This window comes from Ruegeria arenilitoris, from assembly GCF_013035315.1.
GTDB lineage: Bacteria > Pseudomonadota > Alphaproteobacteria > Rhodobacterales > Rhodobacteraceae > Ruegeria > Ruegeria arenilitoris_D.
Genome location: NZ_WQHP01000001.1, coordinates 729082 through 742884, shown reverse-complemented (window position 1 = coordinate 742884; position 13803 = coordinate 729082). Strand labels below are relative to the sequence as shown.

Here is a 13803-nt window from a genome sequence, read left to right as displayed (position 1 = left end):
GACCTTATCTCAGCGCTGTCCACTCATGGGACAGGCCGGGGCGAGGCTGTGCCGCTGACGACCCCCGGCCACCCGCCTCTTCAGATTACAGATCCAGACGGCCGCGAAACGTGCTGGGGGCTTGGCCTGTCCAGCGCTTGAACGCGGTCGAAAAGGCTGGTTGATCGGCGTAACCCAGCGAGTAGGCAATTTCCGACAAAGGCATCCCATTGGTGATAAAAGTCTGCGCCAGATCGGAACGTAGGTCTTCGACGATTTCGCGATAGCTCGTGCCTTCTTCACTCAGCCGCCGGGCAAAGGTGCGCGGGCTCATCCCAAGGTTCGATGCCGCGTCCTCGGCCTGTATGATTGCCCCCGGCAGAGAGCGTGTTATCAGCCCTTCGACCTGTGCTCTTAGCTTTTGCTTGGGTTCTTGGTGCTCGGCGAGTATGCGGTCGCCATAGGCCAGCAGATGCTCCCGTAGGCTCGGATCGTAGGTCGGCACGGGCAAGTCCAATGAGGACAGTGTCAGAACAATTTCCAATCGCTCGGCCCCGAAACTCACCGGAAAGCCTGCAAGTAGCCGATAGTTTTTTTCGATGTCGCCCACCTCGTGCTGAAACCGGATTTCGATGGGGAAAAAAACGGTTCGCGTCAGCGAACGCATCCGGGCGAGGGCGGCGAAAATCAGAAACTCGGTCCGGCGGTGGTATCGAGCGAAACTGGCATCCTTCCACTCGGCTTCAATTGAAGCAAAGTTTCCGGCAACTCGCAGGCTCAGCTGCAGCGCCGGATCAATCAGGCCGTGAAACCGCGATGAGTTTTCGACTACCTGCTTCAGATCACGGGAGTATTTACTGATGTAAGCCATAAGGCTTGAGGACGCGTTGAACGCCAAACCAGCCTGTGCGGCAAAGGTGGTATCGTGCAGCGCATCGCAGGCAAACCGAGCGAACAGGGCCTCTTTGTGCGCACTATAGGCCGTCGCAGGCGGTTCGATGTCTGCGCGCCTCAGGCCGGACTTGGCCAGCACGCGGTCGACGATCGAGGGATCCGTCGCCCTCTGATCCAGAGTTCTGGACAAGACTTGAATGCGGGCAATGTCGACGTCCATACTCACAACCCATGATGTCTATCGGCTGCACCTGAGTATAGGGGAAAGCCAAACACTTGGCATCTATTCAAATAATTTTGGCCGTGTTTCGCAAGACTGCAGTAGTAGGCATACCTATTTTGCGCGTGCTGTCGGGTTGCGATCTTTGAGGGGATGAGGTCAGAGCCCGGGTCACCGCCGTAGGCTCCCCGGCAGCGATGAGGCTTCCGTGTCGCATTGTCTGTTGCACTTCCTGGTGCCACGTTCTGTTGCACAAGTTCGAGCGGGCATATTCAGCGTGACCAAACACTTAGCAAACCTAACCGAAGGGCAATATCTCATCGTATTCGACGGCGAATGCGTTCTGTGTTCGCGGTTTTTTCGGTTCATGGTTGTGCGGGACAAAGCTCAACGGTTCAAATTCGCAACCGCGCAATCGCCCTTGGGGCAAAGGCTTTATTCCGACCTCGGTTTGCCGACTAAGGATTTTGAAACAAACCTTGTGGTCACGGACGGCGTCGTCCACCAGCGTTTGGATGCATTCGCGGCTGCAATGCGCTGCTTACCCGGTTTTTGGCCTATTTTGTCGGTCTGCAGATGGCTGCCGAGGTTCATCAAGGATCCGCTCTACCACGCCATCGCACGCAATCGATATGCGATTTTTGGCCGGTCTGCGACATGCATCGTGCCCGACGCAGAACTTCGGTCTCGATTCCTACCCGAGGGGTTCTGAGTGCGCCCTGATCCTTTCCTACAAGCATTGCCCGCCGGAACGGAACTGAGTGATGCGGTGCGGGCGTTGCACAGCACCTGCGCCCAATACTCTGGACGTTGCACGGTCACAGCTGGGGGCGGAAAGCTGGTGGCTTTGGCCTTGCGCTGCGCGCGAATGCCGCCGGATGGGCAGGATGTCGAGGTGAAGGTTTCGATTGTAAGGGATCAGGCAGGGTGGATTTGGACACGCAACTTCGGCGGGCATATCACACAATCGCGGCTCAACTTTGATCACCGTTTTGACTGCGTGCGTGAGCAATTCGGCCCGGTGTCGATTTGGCTGAAGCCAGTTTTTTCGAAGGATCGCTTGTCGGTGCAGATTCTCAGGCTCAAGTTTTTGGGGGTTCCGTGTCCCAAGCTGCTTTTGCCGCGCTCAACGACCGTTGAATGGCAGGATGAAAGAGGCCGCTTCAGGTTCGATGTGTCAGCCGAGATGCCGGTTCTGGGCCCTTTGATCCGCTACCAGGGTTGGTTAACGTCTGATCACGGGCAAAAGGGGGCAGGCTGAATTGATTGTGATCCGGCTTTGTCCTGCAGGGATGTACACTATTTCAGCAATTACCTCGAAACAGGAAAGAGTATGATTATGAAACAGGTTATGACTTTGGCGGCGGCTGCCGCGATCTTACTTAGCGTACCCGCCACGGCCTCTGCGGCGCGAAACGGGTTTCAGACCGTCGCCCTGAACAACACCGAGTTCGAAGTGATCCCGCGCGCGCGGCGGGACGTCGATGGTTACTGGTGTGCGGCCGCGGATTTCGCCCGCAGAACGTTGGGCGCAGGCTGGCAGGATCGAATTTACGTTGTGCGTGGCTATGGCCCTAGCGAGGCAACAGGTCGTCGGACATCAGTTAAGTTCTCGATCAGCCCACCTGCCGGAGGTACGCCACAGCAGGGCAGTTTCGTTTCTTCCGGTTTTAATCCCGGTGAAAGCATGTCTGTTCAAGGGGCCAATGGGCGCTGTAACGTTCGTCCGTTCCTCAACTGATCCATAGTGACCAACAAGATGCAGACCGAGTTCATTATTTCGACGGATGGTCCGGGGTTGTACGAATTCACCTCGGACGTGCGCAACTGGCTCAACTCGGTCTCAGGGAATGGGTTGCTGACGCTATTCGTGCGCCACACTTCGTGCTCGCTGGCTATTCAGGAAAACGCAGACCCCGAGGTGCAGACAGATCTGCAGGCATTTTTTGACCGGTTGGTTCCGCCGTCCGATCACCCGGCGATGGCTTATCTGCGCCACACCTACGAAGGGCCCGACGATATGCCGGCCCATATCAAGGCGGCTTTGTTGCCCGTTTCGTTGTCTGTTCCCGTGTCTGGCGGCCAGCCCGCTTTGGGAACATGGCAAGGTATCTACTTGTTCGAGCACCGTACTGCAGCGCATCAAAGGCGGGTTGCGGCGCATTTCGCCTGACCCCTTTATCTTGCGGTGAAAAATTCCGACTACCCAAACCCTAGCGGCTGCCCTATAGTTGTGGATAAGTAAGCCGTAGTGCTTACAAATGGAGGCGGAACAACGGACGAGGAGACGGCGGATGCGCTGCCCGTTTTGCGGAAATATCGACACTCAGGTCAAAGATTCTCGCCCGGCAGAGGATCATGTAGCCATTCGCAGGCGCCGGTTCTGCCCTGCCTGCGGCGGTCGTTTCACGACCTATGAACGTGTGCAACTGCGCGATCTGGTTGTGATCAAGACCAACGGAAAGCGAGAAGATTTCGACCGGGACAAACTGGAACGCTCGATCCGTATCTCGATGCAGAAACGCCCGATTGAGCCTGATCGTATCGACCAGATGATCTCGGGCATCGTGCGCCGTCTGGAAAGCATGGGCGAGACCGATATCCCATCCAGCAAAATCGGCGAGATCGTTATGGAAGCTCTGGCGCGGATTGACACCGTCGCATATGTTCGCTTTGCGAGCGTATACAAGAATTTCCAGGCGGCCGATGACTTCGAGGAGTTTGTCCACGAACTGCGCCCGCCGCAGCCTTCGACGGACGAGTGAGCGAAACAGATAAGCGATACATGGCGTTGGCCTTGTCCTTGGGGCGACGCGGTCAAGGGATGTGCTGGCCAAACCCTGCCGTCGGGTGCGTTATTGTGCGAGACGAACGCATTGTGGGGCGGGGCTGGACCCAGCCGGGTGGCCGTCCGCATGCCGAGCCCGTAGCGCTAGCGCAAGCCGGAGAGGCCGCGCGTGGCGCAACGGCTTACGTGTCCTTGGAACCCTGTTCCCACCACGGAAAGACACCGCCTTGCGCCGAGGCTTTGATTGCCGCGGGCGTCGCTCGGGTCGTATGCGCAATCGAAGACAGCGATCCACGCGTGGCCGGTCAGGGATTTGCCATGTTGGCCGAGGCCGGGATCGAAGTAACAACGGGCGTGCTGGCCGAAGAGGCCGCGCGCGATCTGGCTGGCTTCTTTCTGAAGACCGAACAAAGCCGTCCTTTCGTCACCCTCAAGCTTGCCAGCAGTTTCGACGGTCGGATCGCCACGGCCACGGGTCACAGCCAATGGATCACGGGGCCAAAGGCCCGTCGTGCCGTACATGCGATGCGGGCGCGCCATGATGCGGTGATGGTTGGGGCGGGTACGGCTCGCGCCGATGATCCCTCGCTGACCGTTCGGGATATTGGGGTCGAGGCGCAGCCGGTTCGGATTGTGGTCTCGCGCCATATGGACATTCCCTTGATGGGGCAACTGGCGCGCACGGCCAAAGACGTACCCGTTTGGCTGTGCCATGGTCCCGGGCCGGACACCGAACGCTCCCGCGCGTGGGAAGGGTTGGGGGCCAAGCTGTTGCCCTGTGCGCTGGACGATCACCAGATCGACGCCGCAGATCTGCTGCATCAGTTGGGGCAAGCGGGTCTGACCCGCGTATTCTGCGAAGGTGGGGCTGCCTTGGGGGCCTCGTTACTGGCCGCTGATCTGGTGGACGAGCTGGTCGGCTTCACAGCCGGTCTGGCTATCGGGGCCGAGGGGTTGTCGGCCATTGGGACACTCGGGCTGGACAAACTGGACGCAGCACCCCGGTTTGAATTAATCGAGACGCAGGTGATTGGTCCGGACGTCATGCATCGTTGGGCGCGAGCACTTCGCTAACGTCGCCAGACATGAGCATGGGTCGCGAACGCACCCTGTAGTTTTGACAGTAGGCGAACCATCGGACCGCCCGCGGGTATATTGTTTTGCGCCAGACGCTCGACTGCGACCTCGACGGGGCAGGGCTCACCAGTGGTCGGGTCCATGTATCGGGGATAGTCGATCAGGGCGGCGTGAACCAAGCCCAACAGGCTGGGCCGTGCGCCGCGCCGCGCCGGAACGTTGCCCAAATCATTCGTCAGACCCCAGCCGGCATAGAAAGGCGCGCCCAACGTGGTCACGCGAATCCCGCGCATCAACGCTTCGAACCCCAGCAATGAGGTCATCGTCCAGACCTCCTGAATCTCGGGCAAAAGGGCTGCTGGATCACTCTGTGTGGCGACGACATCTGCGAGGTCGGTGTCGTGCAGCTCGCCATCGCGCAAGTGGGCCTCAACATCAGGGTGTGGTTTATAGATCAGTATTGCGTTCGGATTGGCCTCGCGTGCTGCGCGCAAAAGATCGGCATTGGTCCGGACGGTGCTGGTGCCCAGCAGGACCGAGGCGTCGTCTTGGACCTGTCCGGGAACAAGGATGCGATACCCGTTCGGTAGCTCCGGCGTGCCGCCGCCCAAATTGTATTTGGTGATCCGAGCCGCCACGATCTTTGCGATCAGGTTTTCAGCGCGCAGCGCCTGATCGGGCCTCAGGGTTTCTCTGGCCGCGATCAATTCTTCCAACTGGCTGGGATGCGTAGGGTCGTAGTAGATGCCCCTATCATCCGTCGTTAACGAAAGCGGTGGTACCAGTCTAGCTCCCAGCCCACGCGACCGCAGGAAACCGTCCTCAACCCGGACTGCATTTTCAGCACCACGAACCTTGCTGGCCCAGGTCATATGAGGGCGGTCAGGTTGCGCAGGTTGCTCCTCAGTAAACCGGATCTTTTTCTCGCGTCCGAACATCTGCTGCAGGTGCTTGCGTTTCCACAAGCGCATACCCGAAGCGGTCCACCCTTTATGATCCTGCCGCCAGGCGCGTGTCTTTGCCTCAAGCGTATCCAGTACTGTTTCCAACTCGCAAAGCTGGTCCCGATATGGGTCGTACCATGTGGGGTAGAGGATCATCGCGGCTGCAAACAACTGCGCGCGCGTCAGGCTGCGCTGGCGGCGCGCCAGTGGGTCTTCGTCCTGTGTCAGCCCCCAACCGGCATAGAAAGGCTGACCAAAAACCCGTGGTTTGTGTCCTGCCAGGATCGCCTCGAACCCCATCTGAGACGACAGGGTATAAACGCCGACGGCACCCTCCAGCAGCGCCCATGGGCTAATGGATGAGCTTAGGATGGATACGCGGTCGGATTGGTCCGCCTCGGACAAATAGCCGGAACGATGCCCGGCAATCGTGTCGGGATGTGTCTTGATCAGAACGCGGGCACCTGGGTTTTCCTCTTGCGCCATTACAAGCATTTCGCGGAACCGCGCCACATCGCCTTTGCTGGCTGTGACTGCCGCATCGTCGCTGCCCTGATCCACCACGAGCACATAGCCGGGGTTGGGTGGTGGAACACTCAGATCATAGGCCGAGTACTTGCTGAGATGCAGCTCGCGCATCCTCGCGATTCCGCCGCGCGCTCGGTTCAGAAGGGCGGTGTCGTCCAGCGGGTGAGTGGCAAGCAACTTTTCCAGATCAGAGGTTCGCGCAGGGTCGAAATGCAGGCCAGACCGGTCAAGCAGCAAGCCCAAGGGGGCTTCTCCGCTGCGTCCGGGATGCAGGGACCGCAGAAAAGCGTCCTCGACCCGTAGAACCGGCGCATTGTGCCGTTCGGCCATGCGCAGGCCGCGATGCGACGTTGGGCTGTTGCCCCAAACCCCCACGATGTCCCCGTCTTTGGGGCGCCCCAGGCGGATGTCGTAACCGGACAGGGACAATATGCGCCGAATACGGCGCGATGTCAGAAAGCCACCATTGTAAACAAGCAGCCGGGTGCTTTCTGACCCGGCTGTTGTTTCAAAAGACATCAGTTGCCCGTCAGCGTGGCGACATTGGCCAGCGGTGTAAGGCCACCTGCAATCAGAGAGATGGACTTGGTCCACTGCGCATAGGGGGCTTCGGTCACATAGATCGTGTCACCGTCGCGGATCACAAAGTCCCGCGCCACGAACAGCCCGTTAGGAGCTGTCAGGTTCAACAGGTAGATCATGCGCTGATCGCCTTGAAGGCTGGGACGGCCCATAACTTTACGCGCGATGTCTTGACGTTCTTCGCGCAAAACAAAGATTCCGGTTGGGTCCGAAGACAGTGACAGCAGGCCGCCAACCTGCGCCAAGGCTTCAAGGGCCGAAAGGTCCTGAGTATCAAATGCAACGCGGGACTGCCCGCCGGTCGCGCCCAAGGCGATGTAGGACCGGCTGTCAGCTTCAACCAGGATGCGGTCGCCACCGCGCAGAGCGACATCGAGCTTAGGATTTCTGAACAGATCTTCGTACCAGACTGTTCCTTTTTGATTGCCTCGGATCAGCGTCACAAGTGCGATGTCCGAGCCAACTGATACGCCACCAGCCTCTGACAGCATGCCTGAAAGGGTGCGGGTTGGAAGTTCAATCGGATATAGGCCGGGCGCCCCAATGTTGCCGGTCAACGAAACAGTTGCGCCGCTTCCGGCAGAGCGACGAACTTCGATCTGTGGGTCAGGTGTCTGGTCTTGCAGTTTTTGCGTGATCAACTGACGCAATTGTTCGGGCGTGTTGCCCGCTGCGCGGACACGTCCGGCATAGGGAACAAAAATAAACCCGTCATTGTCCACTTGCACTTCATTGAGCGTGGTCGCGGAGCCGACTTCGCCGGACAACAGCCCGTCATCGACGTTTTCCCAGACCGTTAAACCCAGAACATCCCCGGGACGCACAACATCTGCGGTCAGGCTGGGCGCACTGGTGAAAGAGGATGAAAAACCGAATTGCGGCACCGCAGAAGTGGCCTGGGCTACCCTGTCATCGACCTCGACAACAAAGGCGTTGCCGCCGTTTTCCACGGCTCCTGCCAGGATCTCGTTCTTGTTGGGACCCGATTTGGGAAGCTGACAAGCTGCCAGAAGGCCGAACACGGCCACAAGGGATGCCCCTCGTACCCAACGAAATGGAACGCATTGCACTGCCGTTAATCCTCGGTCGTCTTTTGTTTGCGACAAGTTAGCCTGTTCGATCTACAACATCCAGCACCAACCCACCCGTGTCAGTTGACAAGCTTCAACTGTGGCGGTGGTGCCGCGTTGTGGGACAACACCGACTGATAGGGGTCATGGTCCTGAAGCATCATGTCAGCGGCACGGCGCAGCAGTTGTTTGCGTCCGCGTAGCGAATAAAAACCTCCGGGTAACTGGCTGGTTTTTAAGAGAAATTTTCGATATATTCTATACGAATCGTGGTCAGGTGTATCCGCGTTCGCAAAAAAGTCAGCGATGGATTGTCGGGACACAAATTCCGGTTTGTCATAGACCGATCTGCCAAAACTGCGCAGAGGGATGCCGCGCCACAGAACCTGCTGACCGGCAGTCGAGTTGATGGTCACGGCTGAGTTCGCGTCGTCCAGCAATCGCGCGAGTTTGCCGCCCGGCACGTAATGCACTCGATCCGCCACCTGGTGCGCGCGGGCGATATCGCGGGCCTTGCGACGCAAAGGTTCACGATGGTTTTCCAGCGGATGTTCCTTCAGCACCAACCGGTGGTGGCGCGGGGCGCCTTTGGCGAAACCTGAGATCACATGCTCAAGAAAATCCGCCATGCATGTATAGTCCGAATGCGCCTGAACCGAACTGTCATGCCCCAATTGCAATAGGGCCAGGTGGTATGGCGCACCGCTGTGCCGCACGCGAGCAGTGGCCCAAGCCCGCCGAATTCTGTGGAACGGCATCAGTGCAAGGCGTATGAAATACAAGCGAAACTCTTTGGACACCGGCAGTTCCCGATGCGGTTTGAAATTGGGATAGCGCCGATTAAGAAACAGGACGAACCAATGATACAACGCGCCGTAAAAAATGTGCTGCCTCATGTCCCCCCAATGCGACGGAGGCGGTGGGGTCTGCGCGTCCGACTGGTCCAGCGCGCATTGCATCTGCGCGACATCCAGTTCCATCAGGCGCGAATTTCCGTTTGATCCGGCACGTTCATAGGTCACCCACCAGGGGCGCAGGTAGCCTTCTTCGAACACATGGACCGTTACGCCCATGGCGTGGGCGACTTCAATTGCCCGAGCGTGATTTGGGCGGGTATCCCCGTACAACACGATGTCCGTCACGCCGCGCGACCGGATCAACTCTTGCAGCGTGTTCGGCCATGTCTCGGGATCTTTTAAAAACGGGATAAAGCTGCGCCGATCGAACCAAAAAGCCTGATCACCCGCATTGAAGCCCACACGCAAAACGTCAGCTCCGGCCGCGCGCAATGCGCGCGCCAACGCACTGAAGAAAGGGCCGTGCGGTCCTTGCAGAAACAGGAACAAGCGGCGATGCGGGCCTGCGGTGAGTGATGGCATCCGTGCTGCTCTTTTTTTGTTTGGTTCTGAAATTATGCCCTTTTGCGCCAATCCCGGCAAGGCAGGGCTTGCCCGCAGGGCTGCATGGGCTTACCTCGATGTGGAAAACTAGGCACAGGTTAAAGACAAAGGGTAAAGGCAATGTTCACAGGGATCATCACCGATGTCGGAACGGTCACCGAGTTGGACCAGCAGGGCGATTTGCGGGCTCGGATCAAAACGGATTATGACACTGCGGGTATCGACATTGGCGCATCCATTGCCAGCGACGGTGTATGCCTGACCGTGATCGCCCTGGGCGATGATTGGTATGACGTGCAGATCAGCGCCGAGACGGTTTCGAAAACCAATCTGGACAGCTGGGCGGTCGGCAAACGTGTCAATCTTGAGCGTGCCCTGAAGGTCGGGGATGAGTTGGGTGGCCATATTGTGTCGGGCCATGTCGACGGCGTGGCCGATGTGGTCGCGGTTAAGGATGAAGGCGACAGCACTCGCGTGACCCTGAAGGCACCCGAAGACCTCGCGCGGTTCATCGCCCCCAAGGGGTCCGTTGCACTGAACGGCACGTCTTTGACCGTCAACGACGTCGACGGCCGCGATTTCGGCATCAACTTCATTCCACACACCAAAGAAGTGACGACCTGGGGCGATGTCTCGGTCGGTGATCGGGTGAACCTCGAGATTGATACTCTGGCCCGCTATGTCGCGCGCCTGAACGAGATGGCCTGACCGCAAGTTTCGACGCCGCGTTTTGGCAATCCGCCCCACCAAGTGCTCTGGCTTTTGAGCGCTTGGTGGTCTATCAGCCCTTCAAACATGCTCTTTCGAAAGGCTGCTCTATGAGCTTTGAAACACCCGGCCCGGTCGAGGCCCAGCTGCGCGATGCGATCAGCCCGATTGAAGATATCATTGAAGAGGCGCGCCAGGGCCGGATGTATATTCTGGTCGACCACGAAGACCGTGAGAACGAAGGCGATCTGGTTATCGCCGCCGAGTTCGCGGATGCGGCTGCGATCAACTTCATGGCCACCTACGGGCGCGGCTTGATCTGCCTGCCGATGACCGCAGAACGCGTCGAAGCGCTTGGCCTGCCGATGATGGCCGTCAACAACTCTTCACGTCACGAAACCGCGTTCACCGTGTCGATCGAGGCACGCGAAGGTGTGTCGACCGGGATCTCTGCCGAAGACCGTGCGCTGACCGTGGCCACTGCGATCAACGAACAGAACACCATGGCTCAAATCGCGACGCCGGGCCATGTTTTCCCCCTTCGCGCAAAACGGGGCGGGGTGCTGGTACGCGCCGGTCATACCGAGGCAGCCGTGGATATCTCTCGTTTGGCTGGGCTGAATCCGGCGGGTGTGATCTGCGAGATCATGAAGCCTGACGGAACCATGGCCCGCCTGCCTGATCTGGTCGAGTTCGCCAAAGAGCACGACATGAAAATCGGCACGATCAGCGACTTAATCGCCTACCGGTCGCGAAATGACAATCTGGTCGTCGAAACCTCGCGCCAGACAGTGACTTCAGAATATGGTGGCGTGTGGGAGATGCGCCTGTTCACCGATCAGACCCATGGGATCGAGCATGTCGTTCTGGTGAAGGGAGACATCACCACGCCCGAGCCGGTCCTGACCCGCACCCATGCATTGCACGAAGCCCCTGACATTCTGGGACTCGGCCCGAAATCACCGATGGAATTGCCGTGGGCGATGAAAAAGATCGCTGCGGAAGGGCGCGGGGTCGTCTGCCTGTTCCGCGAACCGCGCAATGCGCTGTATGCGGCCGAGGACGAAGGTCCCCGGACCATCAAGCAAACTGGTCTGGGCGCGCAGATCTTGTCCAAGATGGGCATTCAGGAACTGGTTTTGCTGACCAATACACCGGAAACGAAATACCTGGGGCTGGACGCATATGGTCTGTCCATCGTCGGTACCCGTTCGATACTTGAGGACAAATAATCGTGGCTGAACAAGACAAACACGGCGTATTGCCGACCCCGACCTTCGACAAGCCGGTTAAACTGCTGATCGTGGTGGCTCCGTTCTATCGCGCGATCGCGGATAACCTTGTCGCGGGGGCCAAGGCCGAGATCGAGGGCGCAGGTGGAACCTGTGAGGTCGTCGAGGTCCCGGGCGCGCTTGAGGTTCCCACGGCCATCGCAATGGCAGATCGTCAGTGCAACTTTGATGGCTATGTCGCGCTGGGTTGCGTTATCCGGGGTGAGACCACGCATTACGAAACGGTGTGCAACGATTCCAGCCGGGCCATCCAGTTGATGGGCCTGCAGGGCCTTTGCATCGGAAATGGCATCCTGACTGTCGAAAACGACGATCAGGCAGAAGTTCGCGCAAATCCCGAAAAGATGAATAAAGGTGGCGGAGCGGCCGCTGCGGCCTTGCATCTGATCGCGCTCAGCCGTAAGTGGGGCTCTTCCAAAAAGGGCGTCGGATTCAAGCCGCCGTCCGAGTCCATCCTTGTGGCGGGCGACAGCAACGGACCCACGACAGCATGACCCAGACCGACGCGCCGAAACCGGCCAACCAGAAACGCCTGATGAAATCCGCCGCCCGGCTTTATGCCGTGCAGGCGCTGTTCCAGATGGAGCAATCGGGCCAGACGACCGAACAGGTTGTGAACGAGTTTCTGGATCACCGGTTCGGCGCTGTCTATGAGGGCGAGGAAATGCTGGACGGCGACATTCTCCTGTTCCGCAAGCTGGTCGAAGATGCGGTGAACTATCAGGCCCCCATCGACCAGATGACCGACCGCGCGCTGGTGGCCAAATGGCCCATCGCACGGATCGACCCGACCTTGCGTGCTGTATTCCGTGCTGCCGGGGCTGAACTGACCCAAAGCGACACGCCGCCCAAGGTCGTGATCAACGAATTCGTCGACGTGGCCCGCGCATTTTTCCCGGAAGGCAAAGAGCCGAAATTCGTCAACGCTGTTCTGGATCACATGGCGCGTGAGGCCCAGCCAGAGGCGTTCTGATCAATTCAGTCAGGCGAGTTGAATAAGGCTCAGTCTCAAATTGAGCTGCGCCTGAACTTTAGCAATAAACGTTTACAAACAAGCCTTCGGCCTCCACTACTCACAGTTTTATCCCAAGACACCAGAAGTCTAACGAAACGCCAAGCGGGTGCCAGCTATCGATTCCGATAACCCGGCGGGTTGATCAGCCCAAGTTGCATGGCACGCACAAGTGCCGACTCGCGGGTTGGGGCCCGCAGTTTGTCGCGTGCGTTCTTCAAATGCGTACGCACGGTAATTTCAGACAGGTTCAACAATTCGGCAATCTTGTCATTGCGGTGCCCAAGTGCCAGCAGGTTCATGACCTGTAATTCCCGCGGAGTCAGGTCCGGTGCGGCGGGCGCGATACTGGCGATGTCGTAAACCCGGCCATGGTTGCTGGGAATATCCGCCCCCAGAATTGTCGCCAACACGGTGGCTAAAACGCGCATCTCGCGTTGCCGGTCTGTCATCTGGACCTGTGCGTCCGGTTAGTTCGATGACAACACAACCAGCTTGGCTTCGTTGTTGGGGCAGTGCACCACCAACGAGTAGAGGTGAATGTACCCGGCTTTCTCAAGGTCATAGTTCAGACCCAGCGCCTTGTCCGAATGGCCATCTGCCGGGTTCAGGCTGGCGGCCTGCACGTACAAGCTTTCCTTCCCATTCTGAACCTGCGCAAGCATTGGGTCCGCTTCGGCGTAACCTTCGGAGTCGTACCGGTTCAGCCACCCCTTGGACATCGAGCTGCGTACCCAATGGATCGTTCCGGTGTCAGGCGTAAAGCACAGCATGTTCAGGGCGTTAAATCCGATCTCTGCCAACCGGTCTAACGTGAACTCCCACCGTTCCTGATCATCGTGGCGTAGCGAAAGCTGTTCGAGAAGATCAAGTGTGAACAGGCTGAGGGCATTCATAAAACTCCGAAAAAAATGTCGCACCCGGGGGGCTGCGGTTTACTCTGAAAGACCATGCGCTATCATGATCGTATCAGACAAGGAGCTTTGTCATGCCCAAACTGATCCGTCTCTACATTACGCAAGTTGCCTGGGGCTTTGTGATCTCAGCCGTGTTCGTCGGTGTGCTGCTAGGTCTGAATGTGGCCAACCTGCGCGGTCTGATTCTGGGATCGGAAATCGGCTTAATTGCACTTGTTATGATCTGGTTCATGAACGGGATTGTCTTTGCGGGTGTACAATTTGCCTATGCGATCATGAGCATGGCTGAGAAACCCAAGGGCCCACGTGGTGGAACACCGATTGCGCATGGTTTCCAGGCAGCGTTGGTTCAGCAGGAAGTCAAAAAGAAAAGCCGTGCGGTTTGACCCCAG

17 protein-coding genes are annotated in these 13803 nt (G+C 58.3%); 11 read left to right on the top strand and 6 right to left on the bottom strand.

Features of this window, described 5'->3' with window-relative positions:
• Positions 1–85: 85 nt before the first annotated feature.
• Positions 86–1093 carry a helix-turn-helix transcriptional regulator gene (locus GOV53_RS03670; RefSeq protein WP_170464331.1) on the bottom strand — a complete coding sequence of 336 codons (1008 nt, stop codon included), beginning with the start codon at positions 1091–1093 and terminating at the stop codon, positions 86–88.
• A 277-nt stretch (positions 1094–1370) separates the two neighbouring features.
• On the opposite strand from GOV53_RS03670, the gene GOV53_RS03665 reads away from it, so the two are divergent.
• The 6 genes from GOV53_RS03665 to ribD all read left to right on the top strand — a co-directional run bounded on the left by GOV53_RS03665 (position 1371) and on the right by ribD (position 4955).
• Positions 1371–1805: a thiol-disulfide oxidoreductase DCC family protein gene (locus GOV53_RS03665; protein WP_170464330.1), complete on the top strand. Its 435-nt coding sequence runs from the start codon at positions 1371–1373 to the stop codon at positions 1803–1805.
• Positions 1806–2354, top strand: a complete 549-nt coding sequence (locus tag GOV53_RS03660; RefSeq protein WP_170464329.1) for a DUF4166 domain-containing protein — start codon at positions 1806–1808, stop codon at positions 2352–2354.
• 78 nt (positions 2355–2432) lie between these two features.
• Complete coding sequence (locus tag GOV53_RS03655) at positions 2433–2834, top strand: hypothetical protein (protein WP_170422079.1); 402 nt, start codon at positions 2433–2435, stop codon at positions 2832–2834.
• Positions 2835–2852: 18 nt separating this feature from the next.
• Positions 2853–3266, top strand: a complete 414-nt coding sequence (locus tag GOV53_RS03650) for a secondary thiamine-phosphate synthase enzyme YjbQ (RefSeq protein WP_170464528.1) — start codon at positions 2853–2855, stop codon at positions 3264–3266.
• Between the two features lie 121 nt (positions 3267–3387).
• Positions 3388–3858 (top strand): transcriptional regulator NrdR, encoded by a 471-nt coding sequence (gene nrdR / locus GOV53_RS03645; RefSeq protein WP_170324479.1) that lies wholly within the window; start codon positions 3388–3390, stop codon positions 3856–3858.
• A complete protein-coding gene (gene ribD, locus GOV53_RS03640; RefSeq protein WP_170464328.1) occupies positions 3855–4955 on the top strand; it encodes a bifunctional diaminohydroxyphosphoribosylaminopyrimidine deaminase/5-amino-6-(5-phosphoribosylamino)uracil reductase RibD in 1101 nt (366 codons plus the stop codon). Before nrdR ends, ribD begins: the two co-directional genes overlap by 4 nt.
• On the opposite strand, the gene GOV53_RS03635 is transcribed toward ribD, so the two are convergent.
• From GOV53_RS03635 to GOV53_RS03625, 3 genes are all read right to left on the bottom strand, one after another.
• Positions 4952–6949, bottom strand: a complete 1998-nt coding sequence (locus GOV53_RS03635) for a capsular polysaccharide biosynthesis protein (RefSeq protein ID WP_170464327.1) — start codon at positions 6947–6949, stop codon at positions 4952–4954. The genes ribD and GOV53_RS03635 overlap by 4 nt on opposite strands.
• On the bottom strand, positions 6949–8082 hold the full coding sequence (locus tag GOV53_RS03630) for a polysaccharide biosynthesis/export family protein (RefSeq protein WP_170464326.1): 1134 nt from the start codon (positions 8080–8082) through the stop codon (positions 6949–6951). Before GOV53_RS03630 ends, GOV53_RS03635 begins: the two co-directional genes overlap by 1 nt.
• Positions 8083–8162: 80 nt before the next feature.
• Positions 8163–9461 carry a capsule biosynthesis protein gene (locus GOV53_RS03625; protein ID WP_170464325.1) on the bottom strand — a complete coding sequence of 433 codons (1299 nt, stop codon included), beginning with the start codon at positions 9459–9461 and terminating at the stop codon, positions 8163–8165.
• 141 nt (positions 9462–9602) lie between these two features.
• Between GOV53_RS03625 and GOV53_RS03620 the strand changes: the two genes are divergently transcribed.
• The 4 genes from GOV53_RS03620 (at position 9603) to nusB (ending at position 12455) form a co-directional block, all read left to right on the top strand.
• Positions 9603–10190 carry a riboflavin synthase gene (locus GOV53_RS03620; protein ID WP_170464324.1) on the top strand — a complete coding sequence of 196 codons (588 nt, stop codon included), beginning with the start codon at positions 9603–9605 and terminating at the stop codon, positions 10188–10190.
• A gap of 110 nt (positions 10191–10300) precedes the next feature.
• On the top strand, positions 10301–11422 hold the full coding sequence (gene ribB, locus GOV53_RS03615; RefSeq protein ID WP_170464323.1) for a 3,4-dihydroxy-2-butanone-4-phosphate synthase: 1122 nt from the start codon (positions 10301–10303) through the stop codon (positions 11420–11422).
• Positions 11423–11424: 2 nt separating this feature from the next.
• The gene (locus GOV53_RS03610) at positions 11425–11976 is read left to right on the top strand and encodes a 6,7-dimethyl-8-ribityllumazine synthase (protein ID WP_170464322.1); all 552 of its coding nucleotides are present in this window, start codon (positions 11425–11427) and stop codon (positions 11974–11976) included.
• The gene (gene nusB, locus GOV53_RS03605) at positions 11973–12455 is read left to right on the top strand and encodes a transcription antitermination factor NusB (protein WP_170464321.1); all 483 of its coding nucleotides are present in this window, start codon (positions 11973–11975) and stop codon (positions 12453–12455) included. The genes GOV53_RS03610 and nusB overlap by 4 nt, the downstream gene beginning before the upstream one ends.
• A gap of 155 nt (positions 12456–12610) precedes the next feature.
• Here the strand turns inward: nusB and GOV53_RS03600 are convergent, their stop codons facing one another.
• Both GOV53_RS03600 and GOV53_RS03595 read right to left on the bottom strand, forming a co-directional pair.
• Positions 12611–12946, bottom strand: coding sequence for a response regulator transcription factor (locus GOV53_RS03600; RefSeq protein WP_170464320.1), 336 nt, complete (start codon positions 12944–12946; stop codon positions 12611–12613).
• An 18-nt stretch (positions 12947–12964) separates the two neighbouring features.
• Positions 12965–13390, bottom strand: a complete 426-nt coding sequence (locus GOV53_RS03595; protein WP_170464319.1) for an autoinducer binding domain-containing protein — start codon at positions 13388–13390, stop codon at positions 12965–12967.
• Between the two features lie 92 nt (positions 13391–13482).
• Here GOV53_RS03595 and GOV53_RS03590 point away from each other — a divergent pair, with 92 nt between their 5' ends.
• On the top strand, positions 13483–13797 hold the full coding sequence (locus GOV53_RS03590) for a hypothetical protein (protein WP_170464318.1): 315 nt from the start codon (positions 13483–13485) through the stop codon (positions 13795–13797).
• Positions 13798–13803: the final 6 nt, after the last annotated feature.

What these genes read in the sequence shown, in the direction of transcription:
- nusB (WP_170464321.1), top strand. Translation starts at nt 11,973, where the DNA reads ATGACCCAGACCGACGCGCCGAAACCGGCCAACCAGAAACGCCTGATG.
- GOV53_RS03590 (WP_170464318.1), top strand. Translation starts at nt 13,483, where the DNA reads ATGCCCAAACTGATCCGTCTCTACATTACGCAAGTTGCCTGGGGCTTT.
- nrdR (WP_170324479.1), top strand. Translation starts at nt 3,388, where the DNA reads ATGCGCTGCCCGTTTTGCGGAAATATCGACACTCAGGTCAAAGATTCT.
- GOV53_RS03650 (WP_170464528.1), top strand. Translation starts at nt 2,853, where the DNA reads ATGCAGACCGAGTTCATTATTTCGACGGATGGTCCGGGGTTGTACGAA.
- GOV53_RS03670 (WP_170464331.1), bottom strand. Translation starts at nt 1,093, where the DNA reads ATGGACGTCGACATTGCCCGCATTCAAGTCTTGTCCAGAACTCTGGAT.
- ribB (WP_170464323.1), top strand. Translation starts at nt 10,301, where the DNA reads ATGAGCTTTGAAACACCCGGCCCGGTCGAGGCCCAGCTGCGCGATGCG.
- GOV53_RS03620 (WP_170464324.1), top strand. Translation starts at nt 9,603, where the DNA reads ATGTTCACAGGGATCATCACCGATGTCGGAACGGTCACCGAGTTGGAC.
- GOV53_RS03625 (WP_170464325.1), bottom strand. Translation starts at nt 9,461, where the DNA reads ATGCCATCACTCACCGCAGGCCCGCATCGCCGCTTGTTCCTGTTTCTG.
- GOV53_RS03595 (WP_170464319.1), bottom strand. Translation starts at nt 13,390, where the DNA reads ATGAATGCCCTCAGCCTGTTCACACTTGATCTTCTCGAACAGCTTTCG.
- GOV53_RS03600 (WP_170464320.1), bottom strand. Translation starts at nt 12,946, where the DNA reads ATGACAGACCGGCAACGCGAGATGCGCGTTTTAGCCACCGTGTTGGCG.
- GOV53_RS03655 (WP_170422079.1), top strand. Translation starts at nt 2,433, where the DNA reads ATGAAACAGGTTATGACTTTGGCGGCGGCTGCCGCGATCTTACTTAGC.
- GOV53_RS03635 (WP_170464327.1), bottom strand. Translation starts at nt 6,949, where the DNA reads ATGTCTTTTGAAACAACAGCCGGGTCAGAAAGCACCCGGCTGCTTGTT.